This window comes from Bacillus sp. GbtcB10, assembly GCF_019091365.1.
GTDB classification, from domain to species: Bacteria; Bacillota; Bacilli; order Bacillales; family Bacillaceae; genus Bacillus; species Bacillus altitudinis.
The window spans coordinates 235,054-247,854 of record NZ_JAGXJP010000002.1; the positions used below are offsets into that span (position 1 = coordinate 235,054).

12 protein-coding genes and 1 riboswitch are annotated in these 12,801 nt (G+C 40.7%); of the genes, 2 read left to right on the top strand and 10 right to left on the bottom strand.

Features of this window, described 5'->3' with window-relative positions; translation table 11 throughout:
* Window positions 1-36 precede the first annotated feature (36 nt).
* The 7 genes from KVT11_RS06640 to KVT11_RS06670 form a co-directional block, all read right to left on the bottom strand.
* Entirely contained in the window at window positions 37-1,047 is a 1,011-nt protein-coding gene (locus KVT11_RS06640) for a LacI family DNA-binding transcriptional regulator (RefSeq protein ID WP_017359253.1), read from the bottom strand.
* 67 nt (window positions 1,048-1,114) lie between these two features.
* Entirely contained in the window at window positions 1,115-2,551 is a 1,437-nt protein-coding gene (uxaC, locus tag KVT11_RS06645; protein ID WP_116306206.1) for a glucuronate isomerase, read from the bottom strand.
* A gap of 136 nt (window positions 2,552-2,687) precedes the next feature.
* A complete protein-coding gene (locus tag KVT11_RS06650; RefSeq protein ID WP_017359251.1) occupies window positions 2,688-4,442 on the bottom strand; it encodes a HAMP domain-containing sensor histidine kinase in 1,755 nt (584 codons plus the stop codon).
* Window positions 4,443-4,445: 3 nt separating this feature from the next.
* The gene (locus KVT11_RS06655) at window positions 4,446-5,168 is read right to left on the bottom strand and encodes a response regulator transcription factor (protein WP_048002131.1); all 723 of its coding nucleotides are present in this window, start codon (window positions 5,166-5,168) and stop codon (window positions 4,446-4,448) included.
* A 177-nt stretch (window positions 5,169-5,345) separates the two neighbouring features.
* Entirely contained in the window at window positions 5,346-6,161 is an 816-nt protein-coding gene (locus tag KVT11_RS06660; protein WP_116306208.1) for an ABC transporter ATP-binding protein, read from the bottom strand.
* A gap of 21 nt (window positions 6,162-6,182) precedes the next feature.
* Complete coding sequence (locus KVT11_RS06665) at window positions 6,183-7,205, bottom strand: FecCD family ABC transporter permease (protein WP_048003212.1); 1,023 nt, start codon at window positions 7,203-7,205, stop codon at window positions 6,183-6,185.
* A complete protein-coding gene (locus KVT11_RS06670; protein WP_017368049.1) occupies window positions 7,206-8,258 on the bottom strand; it encodes a FecCD family ABC transporter permease in 1,053 nt (350 codons plus the stop codon).
* A 259-nt stretch (window positions 8,259-8,517) separates the two neighbouring features.
* Here KVT11_RS06670 and KVT11_RS06675 point away from each other — a divergent pair, with 259 nt between their 5' ends.
* The gene (locus KVT11_RS06675) at window positions 8,518-9,456 is read left to right on the top strand and encodes an iron-hydroxamate ABC transporter substrate-binding protein (RefSeq protein ID WP_047945408.1); all 939 of its coding nucleotides are present in this window, start codon (window positions 8,518-8,520) and stop codon (window positions 9,454-9,456) included.
* A 37-nt stretch (window positions 9,457-9,493) separates the two neighbouring features.
* On the opposite strand, the gene KVT11_RS06680 is transcribed toward KVT11_RS06675, so the two are convergent.
* The 3 genes from KVT11_RS06680 to KVT11_RS06690 form a co-directional block, all read right to left on the bottom strand.
* Window positions 9,494-10,903 (bottom strand): amino acid permease, encoded by a 1,410-nt coding sequence (locus tag KVT11_RS06680; RefSeq protein WP_079919081.1) that lies wholly within the window; start codon window positions 10,901-10,903, stop codon window positions 9,494-9,496.
* A 192-nt stretch (window positions 10,904-11,095) separates the two neighbouring features.
* Window positions 11,096-11,274: riboswitch (Lysine riboswitch) on the bottom strand.
* Window positions 11,275-11,396: 122 nt separating this feature from the next.
* Window positions 11,397-11,540, bottom strand: a complete 144-nt coding sequence (sspJ, locus tag KVT11_RS06685; protein WP_008347117.1) for a small acid-soluble spore protein SspJ — start codon at window positions 11,538-11,540, stop codon at window positions 11,397-11,399.
* An 82-nt stretch (window positions 11,541-11,622) separates the two neighbouring features.
* The gene (locus KVT11_RS06690) at window positions 11,623-12,051 is read right to left on the bottom strand and encodes a MarR family winged helix-turn-helix transcriptional regulator (RefSeq protein WP_007500254.1); all 429 of its coding nucleotides are present in this window, start codon (window positions 12,049-12,051) and stop codon (window positions 11,623-11,625) included.
* Between the two features lie 170 nt (window positions 12,052-12,221).
* On the opposite strand from KVT11_RS06690, the gene KVT11_RS06695 reads away from it, so the two are divergent.
* Window positions 12,222-12,713, top strand: coding sequence for a metal-dependent hydrolase (locus KVT11_RS06695; RefSeq protein ID WP_025207969.1), 492 nt, complete (start codon window positions 12,222-12,224; stop codon window positions 12,711-12,713).
* Window positions 12,714-12,801: the final 88 nt, after the last annotated feature.

Here is a 12,801-nt window from a genome sequence, read left to right on the forward strand (position 1 = left end):
TTGCACACGTGAACATTTTCATTTAAAAGATGCTGATTACTGCACCTTTTTTACTGAATCTCTAATCATCAGCTCTGTGTGGACATACACTTTTTCCAGATGATCGTCTTCTTGCTTTTCACCGTTGATAACTGAAAGGATGGCTTCTGCTCCAAGCGCACACATTTTTTCAATTGGCTTTTTGACTGTTGTGAGGGCAGGCGTTGTATAAGATGAAAATGAAATATCATCAAAACCGATAATAGAGAGATCATCAGGACACCTTTTACCTTTTGCAAACAATGCATTCATCGCACCAATCGCCATGTCATCGTTTGAGCAAAAAAGGGCAGTTGGCGGATCATCAAGAGTGAGTAAGGCTTCCATTGATTCATAGCCGCTCTTCATATGATAGTCGCCTGTGATCATGTATTCTTTCTTCATGGGTACATGATGGTCAATGAGTGCTTGCAAAAAACCAGCTTTTCTTTCCTGTGTGGATTTAAACCCTTCTTTCCCTTCAATAATGGCAATTTGTTTATGCCCCTGCTGAATGAAATAGTGTGCAGCTTGATATGCCCCTTCACCATCATCCGCTAATATATTCATCACTTGATTACTTTCTACACGGCGATTCAGTACAATAATGGGAATGCCCTGCTTTTTCACATGATGGATAAACGCTTCATCATGCTCGCTTTGGCTCATGAGCAAAATACCATCATACCGCTGTTTATGAATGGTTGTGTAATCGTGAAAATCGTCAATTCCTCTTACAACCAAATGATAGTTTTCTGTTATCACACTGTTGACGCCTTTTAATGCATCAACAAAGAAACTTGAGGATGTGCCTTCTGTTAAACTCGTAAAAAACAGACCAATTGTAAATGATTTTTGCGAGACAAGGCCTCTGGCATGGACATTCGGTGAGTAATTCAGCTGTTTTGCAATCGACAAGATGTTTTGTTTTGTTTTCTCTTTAATAAAAGGACTGTTATTCAAAGCCCTTGATACTGTGGTATGAGAAACGTTTGCCAATTTTGCTATATCTTTGATTGTGACTGTCATGCTATTCCGCCTTTTATGATTTTTTATCATCTTATCATAAAAACGCTTTCATATTCTTGCTTTTTGTTCATATCATCTTGCTTTTATGCGAAAGCTCATTTGCCTGTTCAAATTGAAAATACTGCTTTGCATTTTCATAGCTGATTCCTTTTACCATTCCCCCTAGCAAATTGAGATCATTAGGCGCTTCACCTTTTTCCACCCAATCTCCAATGATGTCACATAACAGTCTACGAAAATATTCATGTCTTGTGTAAGACAGGAAGCTTCGTGAATCTGTCAGCATCCCAATAAATCGGCTGATCAGTCCGATACTGGAAAGTGCCATCATCTGCTCTGTCATTCCCTGCTTTGTATCATTAAACCACCAAGCTGTTCCATGCTGCATTTTCCCAGGAGTCTTTCCATCTTGAAAACTTCCAGCTATTGTTGAAATCACCACATTGTCCCTTGGATTCAAGGAATAGAGGATGGTTTTTGGCAATGCATGTGCTTGTTCTAACCGATCTAATACGCGGCAAAGAGGCTTTGCAATGTCTTCATCATTCATTGCATCATATCCGGTATCTGGTCCAAGTCGCTTAAACATTTTCGAGTTGTTGTTTCTGAGCGCATTGATATGAAGCTGCATCGCCCATCCCCGCTGAGCATATGCCTGACCTAGTTCAATGAATGTGTGTGTTTTAAATTGAACCTTCTCCTTTTCCGTCAATGGATGTCCAGACATTCTTTTATGAAAAATGATCGTAGCTTCTTCTTCCGTCGTGTCTTCGTAAGTCATTTCATTGATGGCATGATCTGAAATCAAACAGCCCTGTTCATGAAAGAAATCGATTCGCATATGAAGTGCTTTTATGAAGTCTTGATAGGATTCGATCTTGATAGATGAAACCTCCGCCAGCTGATGAACATACTCGATAAACAAGTCATTTGTGATATCTAATGCCTTATCTGGCCGAAACCCTGGCAGTACTTGCACAGAAAAGCCTTCTTCCCTCAGTTGTTGGTGATAAATCAACGAATCAACTGGATCGTCTGTCGTCACAACCGTTTCAACATTTGATTTCACAATGAAATCTCTCGCACCAAATCCATCTCCTTGCAACTTTTCATTTACTTTTTTCCAGATGATGTCTGCGCTTTCTTCATTCAAAAGTTCTTCAACATCAAAATATCGTCTTAGCTCTAGATGGGTCCAGTGATAGAGAGGATTTCCAATCGTCATCGGAACAGTTTTCGCCCAAGCTAAAAATTTCTCATAATCTGAGGCATCTCCTGTGATATGTGTTTCAGGTATCCCATTTGCTCTCATGGCGCGCCATTTGTAATGATCTCCGTAAAGCCATGCTTCGGTTATATTTTGGAACGTTTTATTTTCATAGATTTCTTTTGGACTTAAATGACAATGGTAATCAATAATCGGAAGGTTCTTTGCAAACTCATGGTATAGCTTTTCCGCCGTTTGACTGTTTAATAAAAACTGCTCATCTAAAAAAGCTTTCATCAAACTCCCCCATCTCTTATAATGATGAAAATCAATTTGTTCACGTTAACAATTTTATTGTAATCGTTTACAAAATTGATTTCAATCCTAAAACAAGAAAAAACGATCTCCTTTAGAAAAGAAAATCGTTTTTTGGCTATTTTACAGATGGTGTTTTCTTTAGGATAATCGCAATAGTTGTTCCTTGACCTAATTCACTTTCTACTTGAATATCGCCATCGTGCAGTAAGACAAGCTCTTTTGCAATCGCCAGTCCTAGTCCTGTTCCATTTGTTGGATCATTCGTATTTGTCCCTCTATAGTAACGATTAAATAAATGATCCACTGTTTCTTGCGCCATTCCGCGTCCGTTATCTTTCATTTCGATCCGAACTTCATCATTTGTTTCAGATAGAACAGCTTGAATAAGAGTACCTTTCTGGTTATGCTTCACTGCGTTCGCCAGCAGGTTCTCAATGACTCGTCTAAACCAGGCTTTATCGATCTCAAACATGACACCCTCTGTTTGATCTTCAAAGGATGATAAATAATCTTCTGAAAGCGTGCTTCTTGAAAACTCGTCCATAATGGAGGCTAAAAATTCACCAAGCTCAACAGGTTTTCGATTAATAGGCAATGCACCATTTTTCAATCGATACGTGAGGTTTAAATCCTCAATCAAGGTCGACATGTATTCTGATTTCTCACGAATGACTTGTCCCATTTCCATGACTTCTTCCTTGGACCATTGGTATTGATCTGATTCTAGCATTAATCCATAGCCGTAAATCGTGCTAAGAGGCGTTTTTAGATCATGAGACAGCCCTGCGATCCATTCTTCCCTTGTGGTTTGAATTTTTCTTCGGTTTGCTTCATTCTCTTTTAACGTATTGGTGAGCTGATCCATTGTTTTGAGGATATCCTCAAACAGCCGGTACTCCCGCTTAATACGGCCCTTTTTATTTTTACTTACTGGAATACCTTTTCTATTTGTTGGCTCCTGCAATTTATTTCTTGATAAGAAAATCAGCCAGCGGATAATGTGATAGATCGGTAGCCCATAGCGATACGAGTACCATAATGTCATAACGATAATAATCGTAAGCGCAAGACCTGCAATCAAAAGCGTTGTATATTGGTTTAAAGCCTCTGTCTCTTTATCATAAAGCTCGTCTGGGCTGTATACTTTGTTTGGCACCGAAACAATCATATACAAATCCTTATTCACTTTGATATACGACAGGTCACTTCTAAACTCCCAAGGCTTTGATTGATACTTGAGCAGTTCAACATCCGTTACGTTATTTTTCAAATTATTTTTGGCTCGGATACCTTTTAAGTATTTTCCTTCTTCATTAAACAGATGCACCGATCCATTCATTCTTTTCAAAAATTCTTTTGTTTCAACTGAATATTGAGACAATGCAGCCAGGTTTTTTTCATGCTGCTTGAGATAATTGGCTACCTTTGTGCTGTTCGTTTTAAATCCATATAAGACGATAAAGCTTTCTTGATCAATCTCAATTGGCCAGAAGTACATCTTATAATCTTTAAATTGTCTTTTTTCAAAGATCTTGATCATTTCATCCTTTTGATAGGATGTTGGAATGTTTTTAGGGAGTTGATAGCTATAGACGTTGCGTTTTTTGGAATCAATCACTTGTAGCCAGCCATCACGTTTTTCCACTGCTTGTTTGAGCTGATCATCGGCTTCCATTTTTCCATCCTCGTTAAAATAAAGCCAGCTCATGAGTGTATCTCCATCTGCCTTCGTTAAACCAGTTTCAGTCATATTCTCATAGCGTTTTTGAAAATAAAGATTTTCAGAGAATGTTTGCCCGATCGTTAGAATGACGATGACAATAAACATTTGTCCGACAAAGTGAAAGAAAAGTTTTGTTCGTAAATTCATAAACTATTGAAGAACCTTCACAGGTTGCGGAATGAACTTATAGCCCATACCACGGATCGTCACAATATATTCAGGCTGACTTGGATCTAACTCTATTTTTTCTCTCAGCTTTCGGATATGAACCATGACGGTGTTGTTGTCACCATATGACGGAACCCCCCATACTTTCTCATAGATTTGATCTTTTGAAAGTACTACATTCGGATGGTCACAAAAATACTTCAGCAAGGACAAAAGCTGAGCTGAGCAAGCCGTCACCTTTCCCCTTACTTTCAACTCGGCTGCATGAGGATGGTACGAGAAATGAGTATATTCATATTGACTGTGCGCTTCTTCCTGCTCCTCCTGTAAGGAGACATAAGTTCGGTTTAAGTGCGCCTTAATTCTAGCTACTAGCTCTAACGGATTAAATGGCTTTGTGATGTAATCGTCTGCACCTTGTGCAAATCCAGTCAATTTGTCTACATCAGACGTTCTTGCTGTTAAATAGAAAATCGGTGCCTTCGTCATTTTCCTGATGTCAGGCAGAACATCAAAGCCAGACTTACCGGGCATCATCACATCTAGAAGTAAGAGGTGGATGTCCTCGTTTTTGACAATATCTAATGCTTCATCTGCATGATAGGCTTTATAAATATGTTGAAACCCTTCTTTTTTTAATACGCGTTCAACCATTTTTACAATTGCTTCTTCGTCATCTGCAATCAATATTTTTGCTGTTTCCACGCATCTCTTTCCTTTCTAGCTATGATCTCTAACCGTATATTACCATTGTCCAAAGTAAAAAAGTACCTCTTTTCTACATAAAAGCGAAAAAAGATCAACTGGAGAAAATGGCATCAATAGGTAATACCAGAAGATGCAAAAAAACTCGGTCATATATACCGAGTTTTTGTCCATCTATTATCCGTTCACAGCTTCAAGCTTTCTTTCATGATTCATTAAGTCATATGTTAAACAGATCGGCTTATTCGTTCTCGGATCAAGCACAATTTCTGCATCGATGTGGAACACCTGACTGAGCACCTCTTTTGTCATGACCTCATGAGGCGTACCCTCTTTAATGACTTTCCCTTGATTGAGGGAAATCATGTAATGTGAAAAGCGTGCAGCATGATTCAGGTCATGAATCACCATCAGCACCGTTCTGCCCTGCTCTCTGTTTAAGCGTTCTAACAGCTGAAGGATCTCCAGCTGATGAGCAAGATCTAAATACGTCGTTGGTTCGTCTAATAAAAGCAGCTCTGTTTCCTGAGCGAGTGCCATCGCAATCCATACCCGCTGACGCTGTCCACCGGAGAGCGCTTCAATTGGCCGGTCATGAAACGCAATCATTCCCGTCTCCTCAAGTGCCCATCTGATGATTCGTTTGTCCTCATTTGATAAACGACCAAATCCATTTTGATGCGGGAAACGTCCATATGACACAAGCTCATAAACGGTCAGACCACTTGGCGCTTCAGGCGTCTGCGGTAAGATGGCCATTTGTTTTGAAATTTCTTTTGTTGGTGTTTGATGGATCGCCTGGCCATTTAAATAAACAGCACCTTGATGGGACTTCATAATACGAGACATTGTTTTTAAAATCGTTGACTTCCCGCACCCATTCGGCCCAATTAATGTCGTCACCTTGCCTTTTGGGATGCTGATATTTAAATCGTCTACAATCAAACGGTCATGATAGCCAATACAAAGCTTTTCTGTTTCAAGTGATTTCATCTGTTGTACTCTCCTTCCTCATTAGTTCGTTTTCATCAATAAGTAAATGAAGTAAGGTGCGCCTAAGGCAGAAACGACAAGTCCAACGGGCACCTCTGATGGAGCAAGTATGACACGCCCAAGTGTATCTGCAAGTAATAACAGCAGTGCACCAATCATAGCGGACGCCGGTATCATTCCTTGATGTTTCGGACCAACTAGCTTTCTTGCGAGGTGTGGTGCCGCTAACCCTAGGAACGATATACTCCCTGCAACAGCGACACTCGCACCGGCTAATGCAACTGCAATCAGCATGAGAAAACTTCTTTCTTTATGAACTGAAATCCCTAAGCCATAAGATATCTGATCACCCAAATTCATGATATTTAAGTAGCGTGCCCTCACCATCGCTAATACAAGAAAAATCAGCATCCACGGCACGACTGATAAGACATATGTCCAACTTGAGCCCCAAATACTTCCTGACAGCCACACAATGGCTTGGTTAAAATCATTTGGGCTCATCTTTAATTGAATAACCACAATCGCTGCCGAAAATGCAGCATTGATCCCAATACCAGTTAAAATCAATCGAACAGGTGTAATGCCCTTTTTCCACGCTAGTACATAAATGAGAAATGCAGCAAAGGCGGCACCTACGAAAGCGAAAAGCGGCAGTACAAATATTGAAAAATCACCTAAGTTCGACATCGAACCCTGAAAGGCAAAGATAAACAAAACCACCGCAAAACCTGCACCCGCATTTACACCTAGAATGCCGGGATCAGCTAAACCATTTTGAGAAACACCTTGCCAAATGGCTCCTGATACAGCGATAGAAGCGCCAACAAGTAAAGCGATGACCATCCTTGGAAGTCTGAACTCGAATAATACAAGCTCATCCATTTCACTTCCAAGTCCAAAAAATGTTTTGAATGTATCCATCGGAGAAATCCTTATCTCTCCGGTATTTAAACTAATCAGGAACACAGCCACGATGGCTAAAAAGATCATGACCATCGTTCGTTTGTATTTCTTTTTCTTTGCCTGCTGCACCATTTCCATTTAAATTCCGCTCCTTTCACGTCTCGCTAAATATAAGAAGAAAGGAACGCCTATAATGGCTGTAATGGCACCAACTGGCGTTTCAAACGGCGCATTGACAAGCCTTGCCGCAATGTCTGCATAAATGAGCAAAATAGCCCCTAAAATAGCTGAGCAAGGTATAATCCAGCGATAGTCAACGCCGACCAAGAAACGCGTAACATGAGGAATCACAAGCCCGATAAAGCCAATAGAACCTGCAACTGACACGGCTGCACCTGTTAAAAGGATCACGACCAATATGCCAAGTACCTTGACTGTTCGTGTATATTGTCCAAGCCCTTTTGCTAATTCATCGCCCAAGCTTAAAACCGTGATGGAGCGGGCAAGAACCATAGCGATGATCAGTCCTACAACCGCAACTGGAATGATGATCTTAATATTGCTCCAATTTACCCCAGCCACACCGCCTGCGTACCAAAAACTCATATCTTGCGCGACGTCAAATCGAATGGCAATCGCTGAGGAAATTGAGCTTAAAAGTGCGCCAACAGCCGTACCGGCTAATGCGAGTTTCACAGGAGTAAGTCCCCCTTTTGAAAGGGTTCCAACCCCAAATACAATAGAGGCGCCAAGTGCTGCACCCAAAAATGACCAAAGAATTAATGTAAAAGAAGATTGGCCTGGGAAAAAAGCAAACGCAATGGCAATCGCAAATGCAGAGCCATTTGTCACACCCATGATTTCAGGAGACGCAAGCGCATTTCTTGTCATGCCTTGCATGATGGCACCCGATACTGCTAAAAAGGCACCGACAAGTGCGGCACCAACTGTACGCGGCAGCCTTAGTTCCCTAATGATTTGATGTGAGGTTTGTTGTGAGTCAAAATGAAAGACGGCTTCCCATACCGTGTGTAAATGAATGTTTGCCGCTCCTAGCGATACTGATAAAAAAAGACCAAATGCTAAAGCAATGATTCCTATGATGACAACAGCTGCTGTACCAAAAGGCTTTGTCACAATATCTATCGCATCATCTTTAGCTGACAGCTGTTTATTCGATTGTGAGCCCAAAACCAGTCTCTTCCTTTCCGTTCATATCTATTCGTTATTAGTGATAATGATTATCAATCTCGGAGTCTAGTATATCACTTTCTTCACGTTTTGAAATCCTTGTTCTGATAAATTTCTTTATTTTCATCAAAAAACCGGGAGAATTTCACCATTTTCATTTTGGTCATAAAATAGCCGATGCATTTTTTCTTCTATCATGATAAGATATAATTGCAAATGAGAATCATTATCATAAACAATTGAATAGGAGCGAACTTTAGTGAAAAAACGAACTGGACTTCTTTTGATTTCCTTCATGACCCTTATGATTTTTACTGCTGCTTGCGGCAGCACTTCCAATAAAGAATCGGGAGCCAAAAAAAATGACACGATCACCTATCAAGATGTAAAGGGTGAAGTGAAACTGCCTCAAAACCCAAAACGTATTGTGCTTCTGGCGGAAAGCTATTACGGGGATCTCGTCACACTCGGCAAAACCCCAATTGCTGCTACTGCGCCCATCTTTAAAAACCCTTTCTATAAAGGAAAAACAGATGGAGTGAAAAATATTGGAAAATCTCCCTCTGTTGAGAAAGTAGCCTCTTTGAAGCCGGATATGATCATTGCTTGGGGAGAAGATGAGAAATTTGATCAATACAAAAAAATTGCACCTACAGTCGCCATTCAATACAATCAATATTCGTTTAAAGACCAGCTAAAAGAATTCGGTAAAATGACAGGCACATCAAAAAAAGCAACGGATTGGATCACAAAATGGGATGCCAAAATTGCTGAAGTGAAACCAAAAGTAACAAAAGCTGTAGGAAACAAAACCGTTTCGATCGTATCACCATTCGATAAGGGCATTTACATTTTCGGTAACACTTTTGCACGCGGTGGTGAAATCATTTATGACGAACTGAAATTAAAAGCTCCGAAGGCCGTCCAAAAAGAAGCCATCGACAGTGGTGTCGGTTATGCAAACATTTCTCTTGAAAAGCTTCCAGAATTTGCAGGTGATTATATTTTCACAAGCCCATGGAGCGGTTCAAAAAGTAATGGCGATCAAGTGTATAAAAGCAGCATCTGGGCATCACTTCCTGCTGTCCAAAACAAACGCGTATTTGAAACAGATACAGTCGGTTACTTCTTTAATGACCCTGTTTCACTAGAAGGTCAGCTCGAATTTATTGTGGATCGATTAACATCTGCCTCATAAAAAAATACGTTTCTCCAATGCTGGAGAAACGTATTTTTTAAACTGTACCTTTGGCAAATTTTTTGGACATGAATGGGTAGAGTAAAATGCCAACTAAGAACAATCCAATACCAAGACCAAATGTTTTGAAATCAGCTGTGCCTGAAATAATGACCCAAGCGGAATACCCCATGGCCACAAGCGCAATGATCCCGTCTCTTGTCCGGTTTCCTTTTTGGAGCTCATATGTGTCACCTTGCATGATGACCTTAAAGCTGTAGATCGACGACACGATATACGGAATGAGATACGCAAGTGTCGCTGATGTTGTTAAGAAAGTAAAGGCTTCATTAATCGTACGTGACATGACTGAGAAAATAAACAGCTGTGACATGATATTTGTGACAGTCAAAGCAATAACAGGACTGCCTTTTTTGTTTGTTTTTGCAAACACTGCTGGGAAATCGCCAGCTTTTGCTGCTTGATAAGGGACTTCAGAACCAAGCAAAATCCAGCCAAGCATCGAACCAAATAAACAAATGATCGCAAGAAGTGCCATGACAATGCCGCCAGCCGGTCCGATAATGAGCTGAAGCACGTCTACGAATGGTTTATCAGAACCTTGCAATTGATCATGCGGCAGAACGCCCATTGTAATCAAGGTAATAATCATATAAATAGACAGTGCAATTAAAAGTCCTGTAATCGTCGCACGTTTGACATCACGCTGCGAGGAAGCTCTTCCTGATAAAATGACAGCAGATTCGATGCCGATAAATGCCCATAGTGTGGAAATGGCCGCATGATGAATTTGACCTCCAAGTCCGAGCACTCCTTCACCACTTGCTGCTTCAACAGGGAAGTAATAATGTTCAAATAATGCTGTTTGGAATGCAAATAAGCCTGCGACAATAAAAAGGACGAATCCAAGCACCTTTGAAAAGGTCGTAATAAAGTTCAGCTTACTTGCTGCGCTTAAGCTTGTAATTAAAATCGTATGAGTCCCCCATAGAAGGATTGTACATACGATAAACGTTGTGAGCTGACCAAGTGTGATCGCTTCTTTTCCAAAAGTAAAGACCTCCGTTTTCACGGTTAAAATTGGGAAAAAGGTTGTTAAATAACCAGCTAGGCTTGTGATAATGGCGACATTACTAATCCAGCTTGCCACCCAATATCCCCAAACCATTGTAAAACCGGCTGCTTTTCCTTTTTTCGGATCTTTAAAAAGCGCTCTTGCATAGCTTTGTGGTCCAGCAGTTAGCTGCGGTTTATGAATGGACAAATGTCCAAACACAAAGGCAATCATCAGTACGCCGCCACCTGTGACAAGCCATGCCATCGTCACACCTAAAGGACTTGCATGCTGGGCAAGTGTACTAGGCAGCATAAAGATGCCTGAACCTACCATATTTCCGACGACAAAAGCCGTCAATAACCAAAAACCCCATTTTTTTGTCTGTTCCATTTTCGTACCTCCGTTATATTCACTTTGGACCAGACCCGGCAGTATCTTCATTGATATATTTGTGAAGCAATGACTTGCATTCTTTATGTTCATGTTGGGTCACTTTCTTACCAGCATACCCTTTTCTTAGGCAATCAGAACATAAAAAAAAGCCTGAACAAAAGTCCATGCTTTTCAAAACATACACCTTGATCTCCGGATAGCCCTCCACGCTTCAAAGACGTGGCAGTCCTGCATTTGTTCAATGCAGACCCAGCATAAAGAAAGTTGGAGCTCTCTCTACACTTCGGCGCTGATGCCTTTTTTCTCATGATCAACGATTCCATCTCTCCCATGAGTGACTCATCATCCGCGCAACCTCTACCTCACTGAGACATAGCGTGAGGATTTCTATTCATTTTTACTACACGAAGGTTATCAAACATTCTCATATCTGTCAAAGGGAAAAACATAGAAAAAAGGCAGAGAAATGATTCTCCGCCTTTTTGTCAGCTTATTGATGGTTGTTTTTCTTCTTTTGGACAGCTTCCTGAAGCGGATCGCCTGCTAGTTCTTTACTTGCTTCTTCTAACAGCTGATCAACCTGCTGATGGTCTTTCTCGCTTTTCGCCTTTTTATCCTTTTGGAAAAATGACATCGCTATTTCCCCCCTTTTCATAAAATGCCTTTGCCTGTTTAATTTGTGCTACAGCGCTCAGCATTATACAAAGAGGAGCGGTTCATTCATCGTGAAAGGTCTGTCTCATTTTTTGCAAATACGTTAGAAAGGTCTTTAAGTCTTCCTCTGTGAAGTCTGACATCATATGCTGAATCACCTTTCCAAAAAGACGTGTATGCTTTTCGTAAATAGCCAGCCCTTTTTCCGTGGCTTCTAGCCGGACAAGGGAATGATCGTCCTTGTCCCGTTCTCTCTGAATGTAGCCTTGCTCACATAATTTATTGAGAGCTATGGAAGCGGCACCTGGGTTGAGAGAGAGTCTTTGTTTGAGCTCTTCAGCATGTGATACTTTTCCTTGTATCAATATAGAAAGAGCATATATCTGTGGAGGCGTGATGTCTTTTTCTAACTCAAGTAACTTGCGGTTTAATTTACGGCTGACTTCATAATGTACAAGAACAATTTCTTTTAAAATGTCTGCATTACTCATCCGAATCGCATCCTTATCGTTAGTGTCAACATGACTTCCTTCTTATTATAGAATGTTTTTCCAAACAGCCAACTATTTTATCCCATTTTCTTTAGAAATAAGCCTTGCTGAATGGATTCACCCTTGATATAGTGAGTACTTGAACAAAAAACAGAACAGGAGTACGCATCATGACAGGAAAAACACATATTATGGGCGGAATTGCCGCCTCCACAGCCGTCGCCTATTATTACGGATTCGAACCAGTGACGATGGCTGCTGCTGGATCAGTAGGTGCCCTCATCCCAGATCTATGTCATACGAAAAGCAAAATCGGCAGGAAATTCCCGCTCCTTTCCACACTGATCAGTAGTGTATTCGGTCACCGCACCTTTACACATAGTTTATTATTTCTGCTGATCATTTATTTTATTGCGACAACATACATTCCAAATGACAGCCTCAGTACCGGGTTACTAGTTGGGATGGCAAGCCACCTCATCCTTGATGCAGGCACAGTGAACGGTATTAAACTTTTGTTCCCTGCAACCATGAAAGTACGCCTCCCCTTTTATGTCAAAACAGGCAGCACAGGAGAACAAGTCGTACTAGCTGCTCTGACCATTGTCACCTGCTATTACATGGCTGTCATTTGCGGAATATCCATCCCATTGCCGTTTTAGAAAAAGAAAAAAGAGTTTTGCAAAAAAGCAGGATATGAATTGATCATTCCTCATTTTTTTAGTAGTTTTAAGATAAGTGTTTTTGCCT